Origin of the sequence: Streptomyces sp. NPDC057877 (assembly GCF_042796855.1) — a bacterium.
Lineage (GTDB): Bacteria > Actinomycetota > Actinomycetes > Streptomycetales > Streptomycetaceae > Streptomyces.
In genome coordinates, this window is the sequence record NZ_JBHVMS010000002.1 from 748,554 (window position 1) to 774,390 (window position 25,837).

The 25,837-nt window shown below is 71.0% G+C and carries 23 protein-coding genes, 1 tRNA gene and 1 pseudogene; 18 read left to right on the top strand and 7 right to left on the bottom strand.

Going from position 1 to position 25,837, the window contains the following annotated elements; translation table 11 throughout:
• Positions 1-5 precede the first annotated feature (5 nt).
• Genes ACFVQG_RS07255 through ACFVQG_RS07265 form a run of 3 tightly spaced genes read left to right on the top strand, consistent with a single transcriptional unit; the run spans position 6 to position 2,263 of the window.
• Positions 6-794: an alpha/beta fold hydrolase gene (locus ACFVQG_RS07255; protein WP_383377776.1), complete on the top strand. Its 789-nt coding sequence runs from the start codon at positions 6-8 to the stop codon at positions 792-794.
• On the top strand, positions 791-1,270 hold the full coding sequence (locus ACFVQG_RS07260; protein WP_383377777.1) for a heme-binding protein: 480 nt from the start codon (positions 791-793) through the stop codon (positions 1,268-1,270). Before ACFVQG_RS07255 ends, ACFVQG_RS07260 begins: the two co-directional genes overlap by 4 nt.
• A 3-nt stretch (positions 1,271-1,273) precedes the next feature.
• The gene (locus ACFVQG_RS07265) at positions 1,274-2,263 is read left to right on the top strand and encodes a methionine synthase II (cobalamin-independent)-like protein (RefSeq protein ID WP_383377779.1); all 990 of its coding nucleotides are present in this window, start codon (positions 1,274-1,276) and stop codon (positions 2,261-2,263) included.
• An 85-nt stretch (positions 2,264-2,348) separates the two neighbouring features.
• Here the strand turns inward: ACFVQG_RS07265 and ACFVQG_RS07270 are convergent, their stop codons facing one another.
• On the bottom strand, positions 2,349-2,636 hold the full coding sequence (locus ACFVQG_RS07270) for a putative quinol monooxygenase (RefSeq protein WP_383377781.1): 288 nt from the start codon (positions 2,634-2,636) through the stop codon (positions 2,349-2,351).
• Positions 2,637-2,794: 158 nt separating this feature from the next.
• On the opposite strand from ACFVQG_RS07270, the gene ACFVQG_RS07275 reads away from it, so the two are divergent.
• The 5 genes from ACFVQG_RS07275 (at position 2,795) to ACFVQG_RS07295 (ending at position 9,316) form a co-directional block, all read left to right on the top strand.
• Positions 2,795-4,243 carry an aldehyde dehydrogenase family protein gene (locus tag ACFVQG_RS07275; protein WP_383377783.1) on the top strand — a complete coding sequence of 483 codons (1,449 nt, stop codon included), beginning with the start codon at positions 2,795-2,797 and terminating at the stop codon, positions 4,241-4,243.
• A gap of 26 nt (positions 4,244-4,269) precedes the next feature.
• Entirely contained in the window at positions 4,270-5,469 is a 1,200-nt protein-coding gene (gene lhgO, locus ACFVQG_RS07280) for an L-2-hydroxyglutarate oxidase (protein ID WP_383377785.1), read from the top strand.
• A gap of 145 nt (positions 5,470-5,614) precedes the next feature.
• Positions 5,615-6,475, top strand: coding sequence for an amidohydrolase family protein (locus ACFVQG_RS07285; protein WP_383377787.1), 861 nt, complete (start codon positions 5,615-5,617; stop codon positions 6,473-6,475).
• Between the two features lie 13 nt (positions 6,476-6,488).
• Positions 6,489-8,213, top strand: a complete 1,725-nt coding sequence (locus ACFVQG_RS07290; protein ID WP_383377789.1) for a thiamine pyrophosphate-dependent enzyme — start codon at positions 6,489-6,491, stop codon at positions 8,211-8,213.
• 20 nt (positions 8,214-8,233) lie between these two features.
• On the top strand, positions 8,234-9,316 hold the full coding sequence (locus tag ACFVQG_RS07295; protein WP_383377791.1) for an Ldh family oxidoreductase: 1,083 nt from the start codon (positions 8,234-8,236) through the stop codon (positions 9,314-9,316).
• Between the two features lie 45 nt (positions 9,317-9,361).
• Here the strand turns inward: ACFVQG_RS07295 and ACFVQG_RS07300 are convergent, their stop codons facing one another.
• Positions 9,362-9,943: a DM13 domain-containing protein gene (locus tag ACFVQG_RS07300; RefSeq protein WP_383377793.1), complete on the bottom strand. Its 582-nt coding sequence runs from the start codon at positions 9,941-9,943 to the stop codon at positions 9,362-9,364.
• Positions 9,944-10,086: 143 nt separating this feature from the next.
• On the opposite strand from ACFVQG_RS07300, the gene ACFVQG_RS07305 reads away from it, so the two are divergent.
• The 3 genes from ACFVQG_RS07305 (at position 10,087) to ACFVQG_RS07315 (ending at position 11,264) form a co-directional block, all read left to right on the top strand.
• Positions 10,087-10,452, top strand: coding sequence for an ArsR/SmtB family transcription factor (locus ACFVQG_RS07305; protein ID WP_383377795.1), 366 nt, complete (start codon positions 10,087-10,089; stop codon positions 10,450-10,452).
• Positions 10,449-11,099, top strand: coding sequence for an SRPBCC family protein (locus ACFVQG_RS07310; protein WP_383377797.1), 651 nt, complete (start codon positions 10,449-10,451; stop codon positions 11,097-11,099). Before ACFVQG_RS07305 ends, ACFVQG_RS07310 begins: the two co-directional genes overlap by 4 nt.
• A gap of 91 nt (positions 11,100-11,190) precedes the next feature.
• Positions 11,191-11,264, top strand: a tRNA-Pro gene (locus tag ACFVQG_RS07315).
• A gap of 228 nt (positions 11,265-11,492) precedes the next feature.
• On the opposite strand, the gene ACFVQG_RS07320 is transcribed toward ACFVQG_RS07315, so the two are convergent.
• Positions 11,493-12,005 (bottom strand): hypothetical protein, encoded by a 513-nt coding sequence (locus ACFVQG_RS07320; RefSeq protein WP_383377799.1) that lies wholly within the window; start codon positions 12,003-12,005, stop codon positions 11,493-11,495.
• On the opposite strand from ACFVQG_RS07320, the pseudogene ACFVQG_RS07325 reads away from it, so the two are divergent.
• The 5 genes and pseudogenes from ACFVQG_RS07325 to ACFVQG_RS07345 all read left to right on the top strand — a co-directional run bounded on the left by ACFVQG_RS07325 (position 11,993) and on the right by ACFVQG_RS07345 (position 19,667).
• Positions 11,993-12,913: pseudogene (locus tag ACFVQG_RS07325) on the top strand (transposase). The gene ACFVQG_RS07320 and the pseudogene ACFVQG_RS07325 sit on opposite strands and share 13 nt — an antisense overlap.
• A 186-nt stretch (positions 12,914-13,099) precedes the next feature.
• A complete protein-coding gene (locus tag ACFVQG_RS07330; protein WP_383377801.1) occupies positions 13,100-13,513 on the top strand; it encodes an SseB family protein in 414 nt (137 codons plus the stop codon).
• Positions 13,506-14,144 (top strand): hypothetical protein, encoded by a 639-nt coding sequence (locus ACFVQG_RS07335; protein WP_383377803.1) that lies wholly within the window; start codon positions 13,506-13,508, stop codon positions 14,142-14,144. The genes ACFVQG_RS07330 and ACFVQG_RS07335 overlap by 8 nt, the downstream gene beginning before the upstream one ends.
• 2 nt (positions 14,145-14,146) lie before the next feature.
• Positions 14,147-18,901: a putative T7SS-secreted protein gene (locus ACFVQG_RS07340; protein ID WP_383377805.1), complete on the top strand. Its 4,755-nt coding sequence runs from the start codon at positions 14,147-14,149 to the stop codon at positions 18,899-18,901.
• A 13-nt stretch (positions 18,902-18,914) separates the two neighbouring features.
• Entirely contained in the window at positions 18,915-19,667 is a 753-nt protein-coding gene (locus ACFVQG_RS07345) for a hypothetical protein (protein WP_383377807.1), read from the top strand.
• 717 nt (positions 19,668-20,384) lie between these two features.
• On the opposite strand, the gene ACFVQG_RS07350 is transcribed toward ACFVQG_RS07345, so the two are convergent.
• From ACFVQG_RS07350 to ACFVQG_RS07365, 4 genes are all read right to left on the bottom strand, one after another.
• Positions 20,385-20,771 (bottom strand): hypothetical protein, encoded by a 387-nt coding sequence (locus ACFVQG_RS07350; protein ID WP_383377809.1) that lies wholly within the window; start codon positions 20,769-20,771, stop codon positions 20,385-20,387.
• Between the two features lie 205 nt (positions 20,772-20,976).
• On the bottom strand, positions 20,977-21,297 hold the full coding sequence (locus tag ACFVQG_RS07355) for a hypothetical protein (protein WP_383377811.1): 321 nt from the start codon (positions 21,295-21,297) through the stop codon (positions 20,977-20,979).
• A 241-nt stretch (positions 21,298-21,538) separates the two neighbouring features.
• A complete protein-coding gene (locus ACFVQG_RS07360; RefSeq protein ID WP_383377813.1) occupies positions 21,539-22,324 on the bottom strand; it encodes an SGNH/GDSL hydrolase family protein in 786 nt (261 codons plus the stop codon).
• Positions 22,321-23,742, bottom strand: a complete 1,422-nt coding sequence (locus ACFVQG_RS07365) for a DHA2 family efflux MFS transporter permease subunit (protein WP_383377815.1) — start codon at positions 23,740-23,742, stop codon at positions 22,321-22,323. The genes ACFVQG_RS07360 and ACFVQG_RS07365 overlap by 4 nt, the downstream gene beginning before the upstream one ends.
• 67 nt (positions 23,743-23,809) lie before the next feature.
• Here ACFVQG_RS07365 and ACFVQG_RS07370 point away from each other — a divergent pair, with 67 nt between their 5' ends.
• Entirely contained in the window at positions 23,810-24,421 is a 612-nt protein-coding gene (locus tag ACFVQG_RS07370; protein WP_383377817.1) for a TetR/AcrR family transcriptional regulator, read from the top strand.
• Between the two features lie 496 nt (positions 24,422-24,917).
• A complete protein-coding gene (locus tag ACFVQG_RS07375; protein WP_383377819.1) occupies positions 24,918-25,802 on the top strand; it encodes a lysozyme in 885 nt (294 codons plus the stop codon).
• Positions 25,803-25,837 lie beyond the last annotated feature (35 nt).

Sequence of the window (25,837 nt, forward strand, 5' to 3'; positions counted from 1 at the left end):
TCCCCATGCCCTACGTCGACTCCGACGGCACCTCCCTCTACTACGAGCGTCACGGCGGCGGCCCGGCGATCATGTTCGTGCACGGCAGCGGCGGCCACCACGCCGCCTGGTGGCAGCAGGTCGCGGCACTGCGCGACGAGTTCACGGTCGTCACCGTCGACCTGCGCGGCTTCGGCAGGTCGGACTCGTCCATGCCCGAGTTCGACGGCCAGGACTTCCCCGGCGACGTCCTCGCCGTCCTCGACCACGAGGACCTGACCGACGTCATGCTCGTCGGCCAGTCCATCGGCTCCGTCGCCGCCCTGCGCGCCGCCCTGCTGCGCCCCGAGCGGGTCTCCTCCGTCGTCCTCGGCCACTCCCTGGGCGGCATCAGCCACCCCGAGCTGCGCGAACTGGCCGCCGCCGACCGCGCCGAGGCCGTCAAGCTGCCGGTGATCGACCGGCTGCTGACCAGGTCGTTCCAGACCGAGCACGCCGATCTGACGTTCCTGTTCCAGCAGATGGGCACGTTCAACGCGGCGAAGATGCAGGACCTGCGCAACCTGGACACCAACGGCCCGAGCCTGGACGAGATCCAGTCCTCCGGCGTCAGGCTCGCGTTCCTGGCGGGAGAACGGGACGCCGTACTCACCGTCAGGACGGTCACCCGCGCCCACGCGCTCCTGCCCGGCTCCCACCTGGAGGTCGTCCCCGGCGCCCCGCACTCCATGTACTGGGAGACGCCCGAGCTGTACAACGCGGCGGTCGCCCGGCTGCGCCGCACCCTCACCACCCCCAAGGAAGCGGCAGCATGAGCGACATCAGCCTCGACGCGGCCGAGGAGATCATCGCCGCGGCCCACCAGCGCGCGCGGGCCCTCGGCAAGGCGGTCAGCGTCGCCGTCGTGGACGCGGGCGGCTTCCCCGTCGCGATCCGCCGCCCCGACGGCGCCCGCCCGCTCACCCCGGACATCGCCCGCGCCAAGGCCTACACCGCGGCCGTCATGCAACGCCCCGGCAGGATGCTGAGGAAATGGCAGGAGAGCCAGCCGGTCTTCTTCTCCCAGCTCTCCCAACTCCCCGGCGCCGCGATGCCGATCATGGCCACCGAAGGCAGCGTCACCATCAAAAGGCACGGCGAGATCATCGGCGGCCTCGGCATCGCCGGAGGGACCGCAGAGGAGGACCAGCAGATCGCCGACGAGGTCCTCACCGCCCTCGGGTACGAACTGGAGTTCGCCGCCTGGGGAGTGGCGGGCACGCCCACGGCTGACACCGACAAGGGAGCCTGACCCATGGCGGACACGTTCAACTACCGCATCGACCACCACGGCAGCCTGGTCCGCCCGGCGGGCCTCTCGCTCGACGACCCGGAGACGGTGCTGTCGGCGGTCCAGGAAGCGGTGACCTACCAGCGCACACTCCGCTCCACCGTCGTCACCGACGGCGACTACCCCCGCGAGGACTTCCGCGGCGCGGTCCTCGACTCGCTCACCGGCTTCCGCCGCACGGCCGGGACGGGCCCCGACGGCCTGCCCCGCTGGATCGCCGAGACCCTCCCCAAGCCGGACGGCCCCCTGACCGCCGACTGGCCGTCCCGCCTCACCGAGGCCACCGTCATCGCCACCAAGGTCTCCCTGCCCTCCCCGGCGTACCTGGCCGCCACGACCTTCGAACCGGGCCTCGGCCCCGCCTCCGCCCGCGAACTCGCCGAAGCCCTGGCCGGGATCATCCACACCGAGATCCAGGTCCTGGTCTCCCAGGGCGTCCGCCTCGTCCAGCTCAACAACCCCTTCCTCCTCAACTGGCCCACCGACCTTCCGCTCTCCTACGCCGACGCCCTCGCCGCCGACGCCCAGGCGGCCCGCCTGGACGACCGTCCCGAAGGCGTCCGCGTCGGCGTCTGCCCCGGCTGGACGGCCCCCACGACGGTCGACCGCGCCCGTGTCGAGGCCCTGTACGCCGCCATCCCGGCCGACCGCTGGATCCTCCCCTTCGACCAGGGCACCGAAGCCGAACTCGACCTGGTCCGCTGCCTCCCCGAGGACCGGGACGTCTGCCTCGGCGTCGTGGACGCCACCACACCCGCCCTGGAGGACATCGACACGGTGATGGCCCGCATCGACGCGGCGGCCGAACTGAAGGACATCGAGGACATGGCCGTATCCCCGTCAAGGGGTTTCGCGGACGCGGCGGACCACCCCCTCCTGACCGCCGAGCGACAACGCCGCAAGCTGGTCCTGGTCGAGACGATCGCGCGGTACTGCTGGGGCAACGAGTTCTGAACCGACCCTTCCGGGGCGCGGGGGACCGCGCGACAAGCCACGCACCCACCCGCGCCCCAGAAGGCACGCACAAGTCCCGCAGACGCTAAAGCACCTCGGCGAACGTAACCGTCCGCTCTACCAGCAACGGCCGCACCACCCCCACGATCAACGCCTCGAAGTACCCGGCCGCGGCATGCGCGTCGAACCCCGCGCGGTCCGCGTACACCTCGTACAACACGAACCCGCCCGCCCGCTCCGCCTCCGCGTGCACCTCGTACACGAGGTTGGCGGGCTCCGCGCGGGTGTGCTCCCGCATCTTCAGCAGCGCGCCCCGCACGGTCGCCGCGTCGGCGGGTGCGCAGCGGTAGTGGGCGAAGACGGCGTAGGGCATGGCTTCCTCCAAGTGGTCGTCCGGCGGCCGATTCCAGCACGGACCGCGGACGCGCCGACCCGCGTACGGCGCAAGCAATGCCTGCTCACGCGGGGCTGGCGGCGTCCGCACGCGGTGGTGTGTGGTCGCATCCGGCCCGCACGAAGGAAGTGATCTCCATGCGCACCCTGGAAACCCTGTCCGGCGGGGAGTGGGTGACGTCCGGCGACTGGATCGACGTCCATGACCCGGCCGACGTCCGTACCCCGGTCGCCCGTGTGCCCGCGCTCACCGCCAAGGACGTGACCCGGGCGTACGACCACGCGGAGCGCGGGTTCGCGCTCTGGAAGCGGACCAGCCCCTTCGAGAGGGCCCGGGTCATGAGTGAGGCGGCGCGGCTGATCCGGGAGCGGCTGGACGAGATCGCGGCGGACGTGACCGCCGAGAACGGCAAGACCCTGGCGGAGGCCCGCGGTGAGACCGGCAAGGCCGCCGACTTCCTGGACTACTACGCGGGTCTGGCCCGCCAGGGCTACGGCACCCTCCTGTACGACGTCCGCCCGGACACCCGTACCCACACCCAGCGCGAACCCATCGGCGTGATCCTGGTGATCAGCCCGTGGAACGACCCGCTGATCACCCCGGCCCGCAAGCTCGCCCCGCTGCTCGCGGCGGGCAACGCGGCCGTGTTCAAGCCCGCCACCGAAACCCCGCTGTCCGGACTGCGCTTCGCCCGCGCCCTGCACGAGGCCGGGCTGCCCGCCGGGGTGCTGAACGTCGTCACGGGGCGTACGGCGGTCATCGAGGAGGCCCTCCTCGACGACCCGCGGATCTCCGGCATCACCTTCACCGGCTCCAACGACGTCGGCAACCGCATCCGCCGCCGTCTCGCCGACCGCAACGTCCGCTTCCAGGGCGAACTCGGCGGCAAGAACGCCTCGGTCGTCCTCGCCGACGCCGACCTCCCGGCCGCCGCGCGGGCCGTCGTCGCCGCGTCCTTCGGGCAGGCCGGGCAGCGCTGCACCGCCACCAGCCGGGTGATCGTCGAGCGGCCGGTGTACGAGGAGTTCACCCGGCTGCTGGTCGCCGAGGTCGCGGCGCTGACCGTCGGCCCCGGCACCGACCCGGCGACCACCCTGTGCCCGCTGTCCAGCCCCCGGCACCGGGACGGTGTCCTCGCCGACCTGGAGCGGGCCGTCGAGCAGGGCGCCACCGTCCTCACCGGCGGCGCGACGGACGTCGAGGGGGAGCGGGTGCACGGCTGCTACGTCCAGCCGACCGTGCTGGTCGATGTCACGCCGGAGGCGGCCATCTGGCGGGAGGAGGTCTTCGGGCCGGTCCTCGCCGTGCGCGCGGTGGACGGCTTCGGACAGGCTGTCCAAGCCGTCAACGACTCCGGCTTCGGGCTCGCCGCCGCCGTGTTCACCCGCTCCCTGGAGCGGGCCCACCGGTTCGTGGACGAGGCCGAATGCGGGCAGGTCGCGGTGAACACCACGACCACCGGATGGGACGTCCACCTGCCCTTCGGCGGCTTCCGCGACTCCGGCACCGCCTACAAGGAGCAGGGCGAGGAAGTCCTGCGCTTCTCTACCCGGGTCAAGACAGTCGCGATTCACTTCGGGGCATGACCAGGTGATCAGAGAGGAGTCCACCGATGGCTGACGAGACGATCGGCATCGTAGGCGCCGGAATCGTGGGTCTCGCGACCGGCCGTGAGATCGCCCTGCGCCGCCCCGGCACCCGGGTCGTGGTGCTGGAGAAGGAGACCGAGGTCGCCGTCCACCAGACCGGCCACAACTCCGGTGTCGTGCACGCCGGGATCTACTACACACCGGGCAGCCTCAAGGCCGACCTGTGCGTACGGGGCGTGTCCCTGCTGAAGGAGTACTGCCAGGAACGGCGGCTGCCGTACCGGGAGATCGGCAAGCTCGTCATGGCGGTCCGCGAGGACGAGCTGGGCCGGATGGAGAACCTCTACGAGCGGGCCCGCAACAACCACGTCCCCGACCTGCGCAGGGTCTCCCGCGAGGAGATCAGGGAACTGGAGCCGCACGCCGGGGGCATCGCCGCCCTGCACTCGCCGCGCACCGCGATCACCGACTACCGGGCCATTGCCCGCGAGTTCGCGCGGGACATCGAGGCGTCCGGCGGCGAGGTCCGGCTCGGGTTCCCCGTCACCGGCATCACCAGCGTGCCCGGCGGTATCGAGGTGGCGGCCGGGCAGCGGCGCGTCACGGTGGACCGGCTGGTGCTGTGCGCGGGGCTGCACTCCGACGCCGTCGCCCGGCTCGCGCAGGACCGGGCGGAGCCGCGGATCATGCCGTTCCGCGGTGAGTACATGCTCCTCAGGCCGGACCGCACGCACCTGGTCAACGGCCTGATCTATCCGGTGCCCGACCCCCGCTACCCCTTCCTCGGCGTGCACTTCACCCCGCGCGTCGACGGCTCGGTGGAGGTCGGCCCGAACGCCGTACTGGCCCTGGCCAGGGAGGGCTACCGGCTCGGCAAGGTCTCCCCTGGGGACCTGCTGGGCCTCGCCGCCTACCCCGGCTCCTGGCGGATGGCCGCCCAGCACTGGCGTACCGGCATCAAGGAGTACCGCGGCTCGCTGTCCCGCAAGGCCTTCATGAAGGACGCCGCGCTCTACGTCCCCGGCGTCGGCGTCGCCGACGTGGTCCGCGGCGGCGCGGGCGTACGCGCCCAGGCACTGGACCGCGACGGCACCCTCGTGGACGACTTCCGCATCCACCAGTCGGGCCGCGTCACCGCCGTACGCAACGCCCCGTCCCCGGCCGCGACGGCGTCGATGGCCATCGCCGAGCACATCGTCAAGGCCGTCCACGACGGCGTCTGAGGCTGCCCGCGCACACCCCGCGATCTGCGTGTTTTCGTGCAACTACTGCTTGCGTCCCGGGCTCTTAGCAAGGCCGCGGCAGCCGCCTAGCGTTCCCCTCGCACCACCCCACGTACGAGAAGAACCCGAGAGAAAGAGCCACAGCATGTTCGTCGTCGACACGCAGATCCACATCTGGCTGGAGGAGACCCCGGACCGCCCCTGGGTCCCGGGCGCCCGGGAGCGGATCCGCCTCAACGGCCACCGCGAGGACCCCTTCTCCTACGAGGAGGCCCTGCAGCTGATGGACGAGGCAGGCGTCAACCGGGCGCTGATCCTGCCACCGTCCTGGGAGGGCAACCGCATCGACTACGCGCTGGAGGCCTGCGAGGCGCACCCCGACCGGTTCGGCATCATGGCCCGCGTCCCGCAGGACGACGAGGTCGAGGGCACCGCGATGCTCAAGGACTTCGCCCAGAACCCGCACATCAAGGGCACCCGGCTCACCTTCCACCGCCCCCAGGACCGCAACTGGATGATCGACGGCACCAACGACTGGTACTGGCCGATCGCCGAACAGCTCGGCATCCCCACCATGGTCCACGCCCCCATCTGGAAGCGTGAGCTGGGCGAGATCGCCGCCAAGCACCCCGAGCTGAAGATCATCATCGACCACATGGGCATCATGGCCCGCTGCGTGGACGACGCGATCGGCTACTGGGTCCAGGAGACCGCCGACCTCGCCGTCCACCCCAACATCCATGTGAAGGTCTCGGCGCTGCCGGGCTACTCGACGCAGCCCTTCCCCCACAAGAACATCGAGAAGTACGTGCGCGAGATGGTCGACAAGATGGGCGCGCGCCGCTGCTTCTACGGCACCGACATCACGCGGCTGCTCGGCCACGGCATCACCTACACCGACACGATCGAGCAGTTCACCAAGCACTGGGACTTCACGCCCGAGGAGCTCGAATGGATCATGGGCCGCGGTATCTCCGAGGTCCTGAACTGGCCGATCGAGGGCTGAGGAACCGACGGAGATGACGGACACTCAGAACCAGGGCGGGGGCGGTGACAGCCGGGACGGCGGGGACGCGTTCGTGTCCGCCTTCCACGCCGTCGGCGCCGACTACCTCTTCTGCTCGTCGGGGTCCGAATGGGCCCCGGTGTGGGAGTCGCTGGCCCGCCGTCACCGCGACGGCGAGCCCGCGCCCGAGTACCTGGACCTGACCCACGAGACGGTGGCGGTCGGCATGGCCACCGGCTACGGCCTCCTCGAGCGCCGACCCCAGGGGGTGCTGCTGCACGCGGCCCCCGGTCTGCTCCAGGGCTCGATGGCGGTGCACGGCGCGCTGCTCGCGGGCGTGCCGATGGTGGTCGCCTCCTCGGAGTCCACCACCTACGGCGACGGCCCCGGCCAGGACCCGGGCGGCCAGTGGTACCGCAACCTGTCCATCGTGGGCGGCCCGCACCACGTGGCGCAGCCGTTCACCAAGTGGGCCAACGAGGCCGCCAGCATCCACACCCTGCCCACGATGATCACCCGCGCGGCGGAGCTGTCCTGGCGGGCTCCCGCCGGACCCGCCTACCTCAACATCCCGCTAGAGATCCTCCTCCAGGAGTGGGACGGCCGCGAGGCCAAGCCGATCGTCGCGCCGGGCTCCACGCACAGCTCCCCCGAAGAGGTCGACCCCGTCGCGCGGTCGCTGCGCGAGGCGACGAACCCCGTGATCGTCACCGAGACGGCCGGGCGGGAGGCGGGCGGCTTCGCGGCCCTGGTCGCCTTCGCCGAGGCCTGGGGCATCCCGGTCGTCGAGCCCGACTCGGCCGTGTGCGGCAACTTCCCGCGCACCCACCCGCTGCACGCGGGCAGCGACGTCGGCCCGTGGCTGGACGAGGCGGACCTGATCCTCCTCGTCAACTGCCGCGCCCCCTTCTACCCGCCGAGCCGCAGGCCCGCGAAGGCGAAGGTCGTCGTCATCGACCAGGTGCCGCAGCGCCCGCACGTCGTCTACCAGGCGCTGTTCGCGGACACGTACCTGGAGGGCGATGTCGCCCACACCCTGCGCCAACTCGCCAAGCGCGCCGGGGACCTCGACGAGACGTCCGTGGCCGCCCGCCGGGCCGCGCAGGAGCAGCGGCACGCCGCCGAGCAGGCCGCGATCGCCGCCGCCGAGACCAGGGCGGCCGAGACCACCGACGGCATCGACCCGGTGCTGGTCGCGGCCACCCTGCGACGGCTGCTCGACGGCCGGGACGGCATCGTCGTCGACGAGACCATCACCCACAGCCGGGTCGTCAAGCGCCACCTCAGGACCGCCGACCCCGACGCGTACTTCTACGTCCAGGGCGGCCTCGGCCAGGGCATCGCCGTCGCGCTCGGCGTGAAACTCGCCGCCCGGGACCGCCCCGTGGTGCTCACCATCGGCGACGGCGCCTTCGCCTACAACCCGGTCATCCCGTCGTACGACGCGGCCAGGGCGTACGACCTGCCGCTGCTGATCGTGGTGTTCAACAACCGTGTCTACAAGTCGATGAATCTCAACCACCGCCGCTTCTACCCCGAGGGCGCGGCGGCCGAGACCGGCGAGTGGCTCGGCACCGACCTGCACCGCCTGCCCCGCCTCGCGGCCTTCGCCGAACCGTTCGGGATGCACACCGAGACCGTCGACACGCCGGACGCGCTCGCGCCCGCGCTGGAGCGCGCCCTCAAGGCCGTGACCGAGGGCACCACCGCCGTCGTCGACGTCCTAGTCACCCGCTGACCCAGGAGAACCCCGCCACCATGACCGACACCCCAACGCCCGCGCCGGGCAGGGTCCTCGTCCCCGCCGACGCCCTGCGCGACTTCTCCGCCGCCCTGCTGGAGAAGGGCGGCCTGAGCGCCGAGCACGCCCGCACCACCGCCGACGTCTTCGTCTGGGCGGCCCTGCGCGGCGTCGAGTCGCACGGCATCGCCCGCGTCCCCGCCTACCTGGACCTGCTCGCCAAGGGCGTGGCCAACGCGACCCCGGACCTCGCGCTCGAGTCCACCACCCCGGCCGCCGCCGTCCTCGACGCCGACCGCGCCCCCGGCCCGGTCGCCCTGAGCGCCGCCGCCGAGGAGGCCGTGACCCGGGCCCGGACGACCGGTGTCGCCGCGGTGGGGGTACGCCGGACCGTGCACACCGGCGCCATCGGCTACTACGTCTCGAAGATCGCCGAACGGGGCCTGGTCGGCCTCGGCTTCGTGGCCGGGATGCCGAACATGGGCTACACCGGCGTCAGGGGCGCCGCCGTCGCGACCAGCCCGCTCGCCATCGCCGTACCCACCGCGCAGGGCTCGGCGCACGCCCCGCTCCTCCTCGACATGGCCACCGCCACCATCGCCCTCGGCAAGATCCGCCAGGCCAGGACCACCGGCACCCCGCTCCCGGAGGGCGCCGCCGCCACGGAGGACGGCACCCCCACCACCGACCCCGCCCTGGCGGTCATGCCGCTCCCGCTGGGCGGCGCCAAGGGGTCGGGCATGTCCCTCGCCTTCGAGATGCTGACCAGCGTGCTCGTCGGCGCGCCGATCTTCGCGGCCTTCCACTCCGACGACCCGGCGGGCCGCAAGCACCGCCAGAACGCCCTGCTCATCGCCCTGGACCCGGCGGCCTTCGGCGGCGCGCAGGCCTTCGCCGCGGCCGTCGACTCGACCCTGACCACCCTCAAGGGGCTGCCCACGGCCGATGAGGCGGCCGGAGTGTACTACCCCGGCGAGCGCAGCGCCGCCGTCGCGCAGGGCCGCGCCGCGCGGGGCGTGCCGGTGGCGCCCAAGGTGTGGGGGGAGCTGACCTCGCGGGCGCGGAGGCTGGGGGTGGCGTTGCCGGAGACCGCGGGCTGAACCGCCCGGCCCCGTGCGGCCGGGCACGGCTCGGTGCCGCGGTGGTCAGGCGCGGGCCAGCTCCGCCGCGCCGAAGGACACGTCGAACCGGTCGCACCAGATGCTCACGCTGGTGAAGGCGGCCGGGTCGACGTCGGCGGGCAGCGGGTAGTTCTGGCTGCCCTTGTTGCCCTTGAGCTTGCCGAGGCTTTCGTACGCGCCGTCATCGAAGACGTGCCAGCCGTCCTGCCCCTCCTTCACGGGCGCGTCGGTCAGCCACACCCGCAGGTCCGGGCCGTTGCTGGTGTCGAGGTCCTCCAGCCGTACGACATGCGAGCCGTCGGTGAGCCGCAGCAGCTTCACGGTGCCGGACGTGGCGTGCTCATGGCTGATCAGCTCACCGCTGGCCACGGTCACCGGCCCGGCGGGCTCGGAGGGCTCGGCGGACGGGGAGGCCTCGGCCTGAGGTGTCGCGGGAGCCGACGCGGCGGAGGACGTCGTCACCTCCGGCAGCGCCTCCTCGACCGTCTCGTCCTGCCACAGCTTCCACGGCTGGAACCAGTACAGCCCCACGCCCACCAGGGCCACGGCCACCACCAGCACCCCCACGACCACCGGCCGGGTCACCATCCCGCGCACGCGCCCCATCCCCGTCTCCTTCACTTGCCTGCCTCGGAAGATCCATTCAAGCGGGTGGGAGACCCCGGCGGCGACGGTTCCGGGGTGACGGAAGTCTTACGAAGCGACTATCGGCACTCACTTATATAAGCGAGTGCTGATACTCTCTCCCCATGCACGCCTTCGATGTGCTGGGCGACCCCGTGCGCCGCCGGATCCTGGAGCTGTTGGCCGACGGCGAGATGACGTCCGGGGCGGTCAGCGAGGTCATACGCGAGGAGTTCGGGATATCGCAGCCCGGGGTCTCACAGCATCTGAAGGTGCTGCGGGAGAACGGATTCGCGACGGTACGCCCGGAGGGCACCCGGCGCCTGTACGCGGTCAACTCGGAACCGCTGCGGGACGTGGACGCCTGGCTCGACCGCTTCCGCCGCTACTGGACCCCCCACCTGGACGCCCTGGCCACCGAACTGGCCCGCGGCAGACGAGAGCGCCGACTGCGCGCCGCCGCCGACGACCCCCCGAGGAGCACCCCGTGATCGACGTCACCCATCAGATCAGCGCCGTACGCCGCAAGGTCGGCAAGCGCGTCCTGGAAGCGGGCGAGGCCCGCGTGATCACCATCGGCCAGACCTACGACGCCCCGCTCGACGACGTCTGGGACGCCTGCACCAACGCCGAGCGCATCCCGCGCTGGTTCCTGCCGGTCTCCGGCGAGCTGCGGCTCGGCGGCCACTACCAGCTGGAGGGCAACGCGAGCGGCACCATCGAGCGCTGCGACCCGCCCAAGAGCTTCGCCGCGACCTGGGAGTACGCCGGTGACGTCAGCTGGATCGAGCTGCGCCTGACGCCCGAGAGCGACGAGCGCACCCGCTTCGAGCTGGAGCACGTCGCCCATGTCGACGACGAGCGGTGGACCGAGTTCGGCCCCGGCGCGGTCGGCGTGGGCTGGGACTCGGCGGTCATGGGCCTCGCCCGGCACCTGGCCACCGGCGAGTCCGTCTCGCCCGCCGACGCCATGGCCTGGGTGGCCTCCGAGGAGGGCCGCCGCTTCATGTCCGAGAGCAGCGAGGCGTGGTGCGCGGCCAGCATCGCCGGCGGCGAGGACGAGAACACCGCCCGCGAGGCCGCCGCCCGCACCACCGCCGCCTACACGGCGACGGAGGAGGGCGACCAGACCCCGTAGCCCCGGTCCCCGCACCGGCGTCCTGGCCCGTCCCGCACATGGGGTAGGGTTGACCTGCACGATCACGCGGTTCACCGCGCGACGGGCACACCGGGACGTGGCGCAGCTTGGTAGCGCACTTGACTGGGGGTCAAGGGGTCGCAGGTTCAAATCCTGTCGTCCCGACTCGTATGAGTCGCAGGTCAGGGCCGGGTTCGGAGGCATCCGAACCCGGCCCTTGATCATTTTTGGGGACCAGTTGGGGACCAGTGTCCCTTGACTGGGGTCAGCGGGTGAGGACAGTCGTTGCGGGGAGCGTGCGCGGGGCACGTAGCACGCTGAGGGGTGTGGAGAGTGCCGACCCGGCGGCCGTGATCTTGTGGGTGTCCGGGGGCAGGTAGCGCTGTGTGGTGGTCAGCGAGCCGTGGCCGGTGATCCTGCGCAGGACGTGGAGCGGGACCCCGGCGTCGGCGAGCCAGGTGAGTCCGCGCGGTCGACGACACCGTTGGTGATCATCCGAACGGCGAGGTGGCCTAGTGCGGGGACCACGCGTGTGCGCCATCCCGCGAGATCCGGGTCGAGGGTTTTCGCCTCCAGCCCGCGCAGGGCGAGTTCCCTGTTCGCGTCGCCGTGTTCGGCGAGCTTCATGGTGGCGAGCGACGGGGACAGTCTGGCCTGCGCGGCTTCGATGATGTCCGCGAGCCACTCCTGTGCTTCGTCCTCGTCCGCCTTGCCCTCCGCCAGGGACAGGCGCCGCTTCGTAACCGGATCGGTCCAGCGGACACGTGCTCGGTAGGGATGGGGGCGATCGGGCCGGTATTCGATGTCGGTGGAAAGCCGGATGAGCTGACCCCGGACTCGTGGAGTCCCTGAAGCCAGGCTTATGATCCTGGCCCGAAGGAGAACCACGAGCAGTGCCCGCACCACGCAAATACCCGGACGAGCTCCGCGAGCGGGCCGTCCGTGAGGTCCGCACCACCAGCCGGCCGATCGCGCACGTCGCCAAAGACCTGGGCATCCACAAGGAAGCCCTGCGCGGCTGGGTCCGCCAGGCCGAGGCGGACGCCGGCGAACGCGACGACCGGCTGACCACCGCCGAGCACAAGGAACTGAGGCAACTCCGCAAAGAAGTAGCGGAGTTGAGGCGGGCGAATGAGATCCTCAAAGCCGCGAGCGCATTTTTGCGGCCGAACTCGACCGTCCCCGGACGAGGCCAACCAGGTGATCGAGCACCTCAAGGACAAGGGTCTCGAGGTCCAGTTCGCCTGCCGGTGGTGTCCGCCGGATCACGCGGCGCTCAGGCGCAAGGGCGTTCTCGTGGCACTCTGCGCCGTCGAGCGGCTGATGCGTGAGCTGGGCCTGGAGGGTGTGATCCGTGGGCAGCGTCGCCGCACCACGGCGCCGGAGCCGTCGGCACCCAGGCCGCCCGACCTGGTCGACCGCCACTTCACTGCCTCGCGGCCGGATCAGCTGTGGGTGGCGGACGTGACGATGTGCGCACCTGGTCCGGCTGGGCGTACGTGGCGTTCGTCCTGGACGTGTACTCGCGGCGGCATACCGAGAGGCTGTCCGAGAGCGGGGCTTCAGCCTCGGTCGGCTCGGTCGCGGACAGCTACGACAACGCGATGGCCGAGGCGCTGAACTGCACCTTCAAGGCCGAGCTGATCGAGATGCAAGGACCGTGGCGGCACGTCGACCAGGTCGAGCGGGCGATCTTCCAATGGGTCACCTGGTACAACGAGGAACGGCTTCACTCCGCCCTCGACTACGTACCGCCCGCCGAGTACGAACGCGAGTGGTGGCGACAACAGGAAGCCACCCGGCAGTCCGCCTGAAGCAAGATCACCGGTCTCTACGAAACTTGGGGCAGCTCACGCATCGGTCGGCCCGGGGCCCGGTCTCACCTCCGCAGGCTGGGAAAACCCGCTCAACAGGGCCGTATGGACGAGGAGAACCGACTACGTCTTCCGGAGCGTCTTGTATCTACGGTGCCACGAGAGACTGAGGGTGTGGGAGGGGCCGTGGAGCGGGCGGGGTCGGTGCTGGCCGAGCGGATCGCGGAGCGCAGAGCGGGTGTTGGCGATCCGCGTGCCCTGGTGGGTGAGATGCGGCGTTCGGTGTTGCTGGTGCCGGTGGTTGGTGGGGGGTTGTGGTCGGCGCACTCGGGTGGGGTGCGGTGGATCTGTGCGTTCACGGATGAGGCGGCGCTGGCCCGCTTCGCGGTGCAGCACGGGCCGGGTGATCAGTCCATGGAGTACGCCGCGTTGCTGGGTGCCCGCCTCATGGACGAGATCGTGCCGTCGTTGGGTGAGCCCGCCGGTCTGGCGGTCGACATCGCCAGTGAGGGCGCTTCGATGTTCTTCCCGCCGGTGACCGGGATCGTGCCCGAGGCTGTGGCCGTCGATGCCGGGGAGGAGGTGGCTGGTCGTGGGTGAGGACGGGGTGGACGTCAAGCTCGGCCGGGAGGCGGTGGCGAAGTTCACGCAGGGCGTGGGCGCGGTCATCGACCAGCTCGGGGACCTGGGCGGCGCGACCGGTTCGGTGATGGGCAAGGGCTTCTCGGAGTTGTCGATGACGGGGATGGAGGCCGGGCATCACGGTCTGTCGGTGGACTTCGAGGACTTCTGCGAGCGCTGGGAGTGGGGCGTACGAGCCCTGGTCGCGGACGCGAGCGCGCTCTCCAACCGGCTGAGTCTTGCGGCGGGTACGCAGTGGGAGCACGACCAGTACGTGGCGGGCGCCCTGAAGGTCGGGGTGAACTCGGTGATGGGCGGCAACCCGCACGCCTCGGAGGAGGAGATCACTCAGCAGGACTGGGGCGACGTCTTCACCCCCGACTACCTGAGCCCCGACTACAGCCGCGAGTCGTTCGAGCAGGCGGGCGAGGACATCGAGCAGACCTGGAAGGACACCGGCCGCACGGTGCTCACCGAGGGGCAGGGCGGGCAGCGCTCGGACCTGCTCAACGACGCGCTCGGCATCTCCGACGACCAGTGGAACCAAGCCCTGGACGACACCTTCGGCCCGTCCCCCGGGGAACGCGCCCAGCAGCGGGAGAGTAACTAGCAGTGGGTGTCGGTGACTTCATCAGCGACATCACCCCGGACTCGGTGGAGAACGTCGTCGAGGACGGGGTGGAGTGGGTCGGCAACCGGGTCGAGGACGCCGGGAACTGGACCGCCGACCGCCTCGACGACGTGGGCTGGGAGTCCGGCGCGGACTGGGTGCGTGAGCAGTCCCGCTCGGTCGCCAACCGGATGGGCGCTGAGGTCGACGAGATGGACCTCGGCCAGACGGAAGACAAGACCAAACTCGTCTACGGCAGCCCCGACAAGATCCGTGGCACCGCCAGCAAACTGCGCGCCTTCCAGTCCGCGTTCGACAGCGCGGGCGAGGGTCTGAAGGGCATGGACTCCTCCCGCCTGAAGGGCGAGACCGCCGAAGCCCTGCGCACCGCGGTGCGCACCCAGCCACCGAAGTGGTTCACCGGCGCGGACGCCTGCGAGGACGCCGCCGCCGCGCTGGAGGCGTTCGCGTCCACGGTCACCTGGGCGCAGGGCCAGGCCCAGACCGCGATCGACAAGTGGCAGGACGGCGTCAAAGCCTCCGAGGACGCCGCGAACGCGCACCGCAAGAAGGTCGACGACTACAACAGCGCCGTCGACCGCTACAACGCCCAGCCCGCCGACAAACGCGACCCCTCCACCCTGCCGCCCAAGCCCGCCGCGACCTTCGAGGACCCGGGCAAGAAGCTGATGCAGGACGCGCAGGACATCCTCGCCGAGGCCCGCAAACAGCGGAACACCGCCGCCGAAACAGCACGTACGGCGGTCCGGGCGGCCCGCGACAAGGCCCCCGCCAAACCCTCCTACGCCGAGCAGTTGCGCGACGGCCTCGGCGAGGCCCAGATCATGGGCGACCACGTCGGCGGCGGCATCATCAAGGGCACCGCCGGGCTGCTGAACTTCGTACGCAGCGTCAACCCGATGGACCCCTACAACCTCACCCACCCCGCCGAGTACGCCACCAGCCTCAACAGCCTGGCCGCCGGACTCGTCGTCGCCGCCAACGACCCCGTCGGCACCGGCCGCCAGATGGTCAGCGACTTCATGAAGGACCCGTACGAGGGCTTCGGCCGCCTCATCCCCGACCTCGCGCTGACCGCGGCCACCGGAGGCGGCGGCGCGGCGGTCAAGGGCGTACGCGTAGCAGCGGACGCGGCGGATGCGGCGAGGGCCCGCAACCTCCTCGACAACGCCCCCGACGGCACCCACAACCGCCCCGACACCACCCGCACCACCGACGGCACCGACCCCGTCGACCTCGCCTCGGGCCGCATGTTCCTGCCCCAGACCGACGTGGCGATCCCCGGCATCCTCCCCCTGACCTTCACCCGCCGCACCGAGTCCGGCTGCACGATGGGCCGCTTCCTGGGCCCGTCCTGGACCACCACCGTCGACGAACGCCTGACCATCGACGCGATCGGCGTCATCCACGTCACCCCCGACGGCCTCCTCATCCCGTACCCGCACCCCGCCCCCGGCGCCCCCACGGCTCATGGCCGCACGCTGCTGTCCCGCGACCCGGACGGCGACTACACCCTCACCGACGAAGACACCGGCGTATCCCGCCACTTCACCACCCCACCCGGCACCGAACCCGGCGCCGACGGCACCGCCTGCCTGACGTCGATCACGGACCGCAACCACCACACCATCACCATCGACCGCACCGACGACGGCACCCCGCAGACCCTGACCCACTCCGCGGGCACCCAGCTCAAACTCACCACCACCGACGGCCTCATCACCGCCGTCTCCCTGACCGGCGCGGGCGAGGACGGCACCGGCCTCCCCCTGATGTCGTACGGCTACGAGGGCGGTGCCCTCACCACCGTCACGAAACCCTCCGGCGCCACCACCCGCTTCACCTACGACGACCGCCACCGCGTCACCTCCTGGACCGACTCCAACCACAGCCGCTACGACTACGTCTACGACGACCACGACCGCGTCATCGCCGAAGGCGGCCAAGCGGGCCACGTCCAGATCACCCTCACCTACACCGACCCCCACCCCGACACCGGCCACCGCACCACCACCCTCACCACCCCCCAAGGCCACACCACCCAACACCTCATCGATCACCACAGCCGAGTCATCGCCACCACCGACCCCCTCGGCCACACCACCCGCACCACCTACGACACCCACGGCAACCTCACCACCCACACCGACCCCCTCGGCCGCACCACCACCTACACCCACGACGACGAGGGGCGACTCGTCTCCGCCACGCGGCCCGACGGGAGTGTGCTGCGCATCGAGCGCGGCCCGTTCAGCCTGCCAGCAGCCGTCAAAGGATGGGACGGCACTCGCACGAGCTACGAGTACGACGAGCGGGGCAATCGCACGGCGGTCACCGACCCTGCCGGGAAGACGACCCGATCCGCCTACGACGACTCCGGCCGTCTCACATCGGTCACCGACGCCCTCGGGAACACGACCCATGTGCTGTGCGACGCGGCCGGGCTGGTCGTGGAGGTGACCGGCCCGTCCGGCGCCACCACGCGCACCCGGCGCGACGTCCTGGGCCGCCCGATCCACGTCACCGACCCGACGAGCGGTGTCACCCGCCTCCAGTGGCATGCCGACGGGCAACTCGCCCGCCGCACGGGCCCCGACGGCGCCACCGAATCATGGACGTACGACGGCGAGGGCAACTGCCTCACCCACACCGACGCGGCAGGCGGGGTCTCCCGCTTCGAGTACACCCACTTCGACCTCCCGCTCGCCAGCACCCGCCCCGACGGCACCCGTTACGCCTTCGAGCACGACGGGAACCTGCGCCTGACCCGGGTGACCGACCCACAGGGTCTGACCTGGACGTACGAGTACGACGCGGTCGGCAACATCGTGTCCGAGACCGACTTCGACGGGCGTACGGTCGCCTACCGTATGGACGCCGCGGGTCAGCTCGCCGAGCGGGTCGACGCCCTCGGCGGGACGATCTCGTTCGAGCGCGACCAACTCGGGCAGGTGGTGCGCAAGAACGTCGACGGCCAGGTGACGACCTACGCGTACGACCAGGCGGGCCACCTCCTGGAGGCGCTCGGACCGGAGAGCGATCTCCGCTACCAGTACGACAGGCGCGGGCAGGTCAAGACGGAGCTGGTCGACGGCCGTCCGCTCGTCTACTCCTACGACGACCTGGGCCGTCGTATCCGCCGTACGACGCCCACCGGCCATGTCACGTCCTACGCCTATGACGCGGCCGGGCTGCACTCCCTGCTGACCACGGGTGGCCGACGGGTCGGCTTCACCCATGACGCCGCCGGCCGCGAGCTGGCCCGCGCCTTCGGGGACGCCCTCACCGTGACGTCGGCCTGGGACGGAGCCGGACGGCTCACCGAGCAGCACGTCACCGCCGCGACACGGCACGTCAACAGCCGCGCCTACACCTACCGCGCCGACGGCCACCTGGCCTCCGTCACCGACCAGTTGTCGGGCACGCGCACCTTCGACCTCGACCCGCTCGGCCGGGTCACCGCCGTACACGCGCGGGGCTGGACCGAGCGGTACGCCTACGACGTGGCCGGTAACCAGACGGAGGCGTCCTGGCCCGCCTCCCACCCCGGGGAGAAGGCGACCGGACCGCGGACGTACTCCGGCACGGCGATCACCCGCGCCGGAGCCGTTCGCTTCGAACACGACGCCCTCGGCCGGGTCACCCTGCGCCAGAAGACCCGCCTTTCCCGCAAGCCCGACACCTGGCGGTACGAGTGGGACACGGAGAACCGTCTCACCTCCGTCACCACACCGGACGGGACCCGATGGCGGTACCGCTACGACCCGTTGGGCCGCCGTACCGCCAAGCAGCGCCTCGCGGCCGACGGGGAGAGCGTGGCGGAGGAGGTCCGTTTCACCTGGGACGGCCTCACTCTGTGTGAACAGACCAGCCACCGGCCGGGCGATGCGAACATGGTCGCCCTCACCTGGGACCACCGGGACGTCGTGCCGCTGGCCCAGACCGAACGCATCCTCACCGCAGACGAGCGGCAGCGGGAGATCGACCGGCGGTTCTTCGCCATCGCCACCGACCTCGTCGGCACCCCCACCGAACTGATCGACGAGACGGGCGACATCGCCTGGCGCACCCGGAGCACGCTCTGGGGCACCACCGCCTGGGCCCGGGACAGCAGCACGTACACGCCCCTCCGCTTCCCGGGCCAGTACTACGACCCCGAGACCGGCCTCCATTACAACCTCTTCCGCCACTACGATCCCGAGACCGGCCGTTACACCTCCCCGGACCCGCTCGGCCTCGCTCCCGCGCCGAACCCCCTCGGCTACGTGGACAACCCGTACGCGGGGTGTGACCCACTCGGCCTCACGCCCAAGTGCACCAGGGAGGAGAAGAACAGGCAGCGGGCCGTCAAGGCCGCAGAGGGTGTCATCGAAAAGGCGCAGGAGGGCCGTTTCCGGAAGCACCCCGACTACCACGGCGACTCGATGCACCAGATGAGTGACGAACGGGTGCTGGAGATCCTCAAGAACCCCGACGCCGTGTACCAGTCGACGGGCGGGTCGGGGAATCTCACGTTCCGGCAGGGTGACGACGTGGTCGTGACCAAGGGGGTCGGCTCCCAGGCGGGTCAGGCCATCACGGCGTACGGTCCGTCCGGGGTGTTGGGCGAATCCGGAGCGACGGCGGTCGGCGGCAAGGCCACGGACCCCGGTCGGCCGATTACCCACGAGGACATCGTGGAGGGCAGGATCCCAGGCAAGAACGGATTCATGCCCCCGGCAGTGCAGATCAAGTGAGGTGGTCCCGCTCATGAAAGTGACGCTCGACGACGGGTGGACCGCGACGGTCACGGATGATCCGCTGACTCTCGCCCCCCGTTTCGAGGGAACCTCCCTGCGCGTCATGCCCTATACCGACAAGCCGGACAGGGAACGCCTTCTCCTGGCGACGTTCGGCAGTGGGGCATGGCTGTGGGACACGCCCGACGAGGTCCGGTTCAGCCCTGCCGACCGGAGGCTGGTGGGCGTCGAGTTCCAACTGCCGTACGAGTCCGCTTCGGCCGAGGAGTCCTCCCGCGTCCCCGACACGCCGCCGGTCCGCCCGGGCGGGCTGCGCGCGGACCAGGAGGAGAACTTCCGGCTGGAGATGTGCGCGGTGCTCTGTCGCGCTCCCGGGGACACCGTGCTGACCGCACTGCGCGACCTGGACGTCCTCAACGAGCCTTTGGATGCCCGCGTCGGCATCGCCCCCGACACGGCACTCCTCGTCCAGCACGGCACCGTCGTCGGCTGGAGCCTCATGGATCCCGCCCAGCACCTGACCCTGCCGTACTCCCCGCCCAGCGACACTCCCCCGTGCGACACCACCCGACGGCTCCTCACCGAGTGCCTGGACCTGATCACCCAGCCGCTGATCTACGACGTGGAAGACCGCCAGCCGACCGCCCTGGCCCGGCTCCGCGCCACTCACGAAGCCCTGCACGCCCAGCACGAGGACCGGCACCGGGCCGACGCTCTGCACGCGCTCATCGCCACCATGGTCGACGACTACACGAATCAGTGAACCGACGAGCAGGGGCAAGCAGTTCGCACCGGAACACCGTGCTCCATCCGAAGAAACAGGTTACGGCTCTGCTTGGAGCGCATAGCGCCGCCTAGCCCTTCCGCAACCTGGAGGATCGGAGCGCCGCGTCGACACCCGGATGTACGGCAGCCACGGCGCCGGCACCTGGGGCCCGCCCCAAGCGTCACGGCCGCACCCCTCTTGACGCGGGGTCGAAGAGGGTCGCTCGCAGCGCCAGGGGAGGCTTCCGCATCGAGCGTCATCCGCCCACGAATCCGCAGGTCAGCAAGCTACACAGACCGATCCGCCCGCCCGTACGGGACTGCGAGGATGTCAAGAGTCAGACACCCGTACGGGACGGCATCGCGCAGGTTCGGGCGAAGCCATCCGGTGTGGTCGGGACGTGCTGATGCGCCGGGATCGATGGGACGGTCCGCCCACTCGTGACCGGCAAGGACGCACAGCCGTCTGGCCCGCGCCACACGGTCGTCCCTCCATCGGCCAGCGCACGAAAAGCGTCGAGTCGTCTTTCCAGTACACGTAGCGGGCGCCGGCGGCCCGCGATGCGACAAACTCGGCGCGCTCGGCGTTCCCCCTCCCGGCGTATCTGGGCTTGGGCTATCTACCGCAGTACGCGGGCTTCGACGGCTGCAAGGTCCTTCTCGACGAGCTGCTAGGGTGCAGAACGAACCATGACATCAAAGCCGACTTGCCGGCTCAGGCACCTGCTCGCAGATACCGGTACGTGTCACTGTCGGGTTGCGTGCAGAACCTGGCCAGCTCATCCAATTCTTCGGCGCGTCCGAGCAGTTCCGCTGGGGCGATCCGTTCCACCTGGGACTCGTACGCCGACTTGCGCGGGTCTGCGGCATGCGTCGCGGACAGGGCTGGCACGGCTTGTAGGCGTGCCGGACCGTCGACCGCGCCGAGCCGCCGCCACCACGCCGCCGGATCGGGGACACCCGGCCCCCAGCGGGGCCGGTCCGGGTCCGCTTCCAACGCGGTCAGCGGCAGCACGGTGACGGTCGAGGACCCGTCGGCGAGCGCATGCTCGACGACCAAGCCCAGCAGCCGTTCGCCGGCGACGACAGGGCCGCCGGACATCCCTGACCAGGGCGACTCCCCTGACCGGCCGACGCCGACTGCGGACTCAGCGTTGCCGGTTCGAGGGGGACCACCATGCTCAACAGACCACGGGAGAGCTTGGACAGGGGTGCGATCACGCCGACCGCGTGGACGCTGTCCCGAGCCGGCCGCGGTACCGAGATCTCGGCGAACCCCGGGTAACCAAACGCGTGGCAGCGTTCGATCACCACGGTGTCTGGCTGTCCCTCACCGCCCGTCTGAGGGCCAGCGGCGGATACTCGTCGCCTGGAAGGTCGTCGACCTGCGGTAGCGCGAGGTCCGGGGCGGGACCTTCGGGTGAACCTACGAACTCGGCGTCGAACTTGGCCGGGTAGGACCGCTTATGGGTGCCGCGGATCGTGACGCCCACCGCGTCGAAGATGACATGGGCGGCGGTGAGCACGGTCTCTCCGGTCACTACGCAGCCGGAACCGTAACGGAAGCCGGCCGGGCCGAGGTCGGCGATCACCTCGAGCAGACGCTCCGACCACGGGACACCGGTCAATGCGTCAGTCCTTCAACTCACCGCCACCGCAGGCGACTTTGACGGGCCTGCCCTGTGCGTCCACCGGGCTCCCGAAGCTGACCGGTGTCGTCGCCGTTGTCGTGGGGACCACTTGGGGACCGCACGGGGCTCGTGACCTCGAACGGCATGCGCGCGGTCACACGCCCCGCACCCTAGTTCTGCCTGATATGTGCAGGTGGTTCCTATGGCCCTTACTCCTGGGGGTCAAGGGGTCGCAGATTCAGATCCTGTCGTCCCGACTCGTGAGAGTCGCAGATGAGGGCCGGTTTCGGAGACATCCGAGACCGGCCCTTGATCGTTCATGGGGACCATCTGCTGCCGACGCCGCGTACGCGATGGCGGCGAAGGCGACCGCGTGGCCGCGGGCGTTGGCGTGGACGCGGTCGGCGGCGTAGATGCCGGGGTCGGCGGCGAGCGGGCGGTGGTGGGTGTCGACGTGGATGCCGCCGAGGTCGTGTGTCAGGCCGCTGGTGATGCGGTCGAGGTCGTCGAAGCGGCGGGCCATGCCGTCGGCGTGTTCCGGCGGGACGAGGCCCGACCGGGCGAGGTCGAAGAGGCCGATGGTGAGGACGAGGGCGCCGCTGTCGGCGAGGGGGGTCAGGAGCGAGGCCAGTTCGGCCCGCAGTGCCTCCGGATCGAAACCGCGGAAGGCGTCGTTGCCGCCCGCGCTCACCATCACCACGTCCGGCTCGAACTCCAGGGCCGGGCCGAGCTGTTGGTCCCGGATCTCGGCGAGGAGCAGATGGGGCTTGGCCAGGCTGACCGCGGCGAAGCCGGGGCGGGTGGCGGCGAGGGCGTCGGTGAAGCGGTCGGCGAAGGACCGGTGGCGGTAGCCGGGGAGGGGGTCCATCACCCCGGCGGTGACACTGTCGCCCAGCACGGCCAGCCGGTTCCACGGGAGATCGCGCAGTAGTTCGGCGGCGGCGTCCGGGGCCAGGCAGTGCGGGTCGGACAACTCGGCGGCGGTGTCGGCCTGGACGGGGGGCTGGTCGGGCTGGGAGGTCATCGCTGGTCTCCTTGGAGGGTGCGGGCGGCGGCCGGGGTCGGGGACGGCGGCCGGGGTGGGGCCGTGATGCGCAGGGCGAGCCCGCCGACGGCGGCGGCCAGGTTGACGCCGGTGGCGAACCAGTACACGGCGGCGTACGGCTGCGCCCCCGTGCCCGAGACCTCCGCGATGATCACGGCCGTGGCGGCGATGCCGAGGCCGCCGCCGACCTGGCGGGCCGCCAAGACCATGCCTGTCGAGGCCGCGAAGTGCTGGGGCGCGACGGAGAAGGCGGCGGCGCTGGAGATGCCGACCGTGGTCATGCCGACGCCGATGCCCATCGCCGTTCCGGCCGGGAACCACAGCGTCCAGAACTGTGGCTCGGTGTCGATCAGCAGCGCCAGGGCGGCCGTTGAGGCGGCGATGACGGCCGAGCCCGCCGTCACCAGCGTGCGCGGGGTGAGGGCGACGGGGAGCCGTCCGACGCCGATGCCGACCACGGCGGTGGCGAGTGCCGCCGGGGTCATCGCGAACCCGGCCGCCAGGGCGGAGTAGTTCCAGGCGTCGGTCAGGAAGAGCACGCCGAGCAGCATCGTGGTGAACAGCGCGGTGCCGTACGCGAAGGAGACGCCACTCGCGACGGCGAAGGGCCGACTGCGCAGGAGGTCGAGTCGCAGCGCCGGTCGCGGATGCCTCAGCGCCCGCACCACGGTCGCCGCACCTGAGAGCCCGGTGATCCCGGCGGCGACCGTCACATGCGCCGAGGACCAGCCGTGGTCGGGGCCCTGCGTCAGGCCGTACACCGCCGAGCCGACAAAGAGGGCGAGCAGCAGGGCGCCTGCCAGGTCGGGCCGCTTGCCGGTGCGGGGCTCGCCGGTCAGCAGCCTCCGTCCGGCGATCAGCACCCAGATGCCCACCGGCAGGTTGAGGCAGAACAGCGCGCGCCAGTCGAGTACGTCGACCAGGACGCCGCCGATGGCCGGTCCCGCGGCGGCGGCCAGGGCGCCCGCGGCGCTCCACGCGCCGATCGCGGCGCGCCTGCGCTCGGCCGGAACCTCCCCGAGCACCAGCCCCAGCGAGGCGGGGACCAGCAGAGCCGCCGCCAGCCCCTGGACGGCGCGGGCGCCGAGCAGCACGGGCAGCGTCGGGGCCACGGCGATCAGCAGCGACGACGCCGTGAAGACGGCGACACCGATGAGGAACAGACGGGCCCGTCCGACCGCGTCGGCCAGCGGCCCGGCCGGGGCCAGCAGGGCGGCGAAGGGGATCACATAGGCGGTGGCGACCCACGAGACGGTGGTCAGCGAGACATCGAAGTCGCTGGCGATCGGCGGCACCGCCAGGTTGGTCACGGTGGCGTCGAGGAAGCTGAGGAAGGTGCCCGCGCAGGCCAGTAACAGGGCGACGGAGGCGCGCCGGGTGGAGGCGGAAGGCGTCATGGCGAGGATTTAAGAATACGATCGTTCGTACGTCAATGGCGTACGGTCGTTTGCTAAACTGCGCCGTATGGCAGGCCGTGCATCAGCTCAGACAGCGCTCGAAACCCGGCGATCGGTCCTGCGCGCCGCCGCCGAACTCGCCTCCGTGGAGGGCCTGGACAGCATCACCATCGGCCGTCTCGCGGACCGGCTGGGGATGAGCAAGGCGGGTGTGATCGGCCAGTTCCGCAGCAAGGAGAGGCTGCAACTGGAGACGGTGGACCTGATCCTGGAGGGCTTCCGCACCCGGGTCTGGCAACCGGTGCGCCACCTCGACGCGGGGCTGCCACGGCTGTTGGCCCTCTGCGCGTCCTGGGTGCGCTACGCCGCGGACCCCGGCTATCCCGGGGGCTGTGTGCTCACCCAGGTCACCTACGACTACGACGGTCGCACCGGCGCCGTCCACGACCGGATCGCCGAGGGCCGCACCCGCTGGCGGGAGACCCTGCGCCGCGACATCGACGCCGCCATCGCCGCCGGGGACCTCCCACCCGGGACGGACGCGCCCCAGGTCGTCTACGGACTGGAGGCCCTGGCTGGCGGCATCACCCCGGCCAGGCTCCTGCATGGCGACGGCCGGACGGACGACTGGGCCCTGCGCGGCATGCACGCCATCCTGGGCGTCCCCGCGGCTGCCTGATATCCGCACAGGTAAGCAGGTCACTCGAGGAGCGGGTGTCTCGCCTCCTTCGGGCAGGCGACCTCCATCGCCACCCCAGAGACGGTGGGCCCACCGGCCGTCCGCCTGGGTGTCGTGGTCGGTGAGGGTGCTGTCCGGCCGGTCGGAGGCATGCGTGAGCCAGGACTTCTCCCCGGTGTGGCGACGCGTGTTCAGCGGCGCGAAGACATGACCGGTCCGGACGCCGCGTTCCACTACGCCCTGCCCTGCCCGGCCGGGTCGGAGGGATCGGGCATCCGGGTCCGGTGACAAAGCCGAGCGCGGCTCATCTTTCACGCGGGGAAAGTTTCCGTCCGCTGGTCGCCGAGTTTCCTGGCCCCGCGCTTCTCCAGTGGACCAGACCATCAGAGGGGTAGGGCGGCCCTTTACGCGCGTGGAATCTACGTGCGTAACTAATGACGCGCGCACGTCAAGTTCGACGTCACCTCCTTCCCCCCGTATGTGCCAGGAGGCAGCCATGTACTCGTTCAGACGTCCCGCGAGACCCCTCCGCGGACGGTTCGTCACGGCGTTCGCCGTGCTCGGCGCCGTACTCGCGTTGACCGCGGCCAGCACCTCGGGCGCCTTCGCCGCCCCCGACCCCGGCCAGGGCCGCCCGGAGATCCGCGAGGGCGAGGCCTACATGGGCGTGGGCATCCGGATCCACCGGGGCGACCGCGCCGGTGAGGCCTCGGCAGGCGCCATGAGCCAGACCGACGGCGTCCAGGGCATCGACGTCTCGCACTGGCAGGGGGCCATCAACTGGACGTCCGTACGCGGCGCGGGCATCCAGTTCGCCTGGATCAAGGCGACCGAGGGGACCAGCTACAAGGACGACCGGTTCAACTCGAACTACACCAACGCCTACTACGCGGGCGTCATCCGCGGCGCGTACCACTTCGCCCGGCCCAACATCTCCAGCGGCGCCGTCCAGGCGAACTACTTCGCCTCGAACGGCGGTGCCTGGTCGCGCGACAACCTGACCCTGCCCGGCGTGCTGGACATCGAGCACAACCCCTACGGGGCGATGTGCTACGGCCTGTCCACCACGCAGATGCGCAGCTGGATCAACGACTTCCACACCGCCTACAAGTCGCGCACCAGCCGTGACGTGGTGATCTACACGACGGCGAGCTGGTGGAACACCTGCACCGGCAACTGGACCGGCATGTACGGCAAGAGCCCGCTGTGGGTGGCGCACTGGACCACCGCGTCGTCCCCGACGATCCCGAGCGGCTTCCCGACCTGGACGGTGTGGCAGTACACCAGCACCGGCTCGGTCAGCGGCGTCTCCGGCAACGTGGACCGGAACAAGTTCAACGGCACCCGCGACCGGCTCCTGGCACTCGCCAACAACACCTGACGCGGACACCGGCGCGGCGTCCCCCTCGCGCCCCT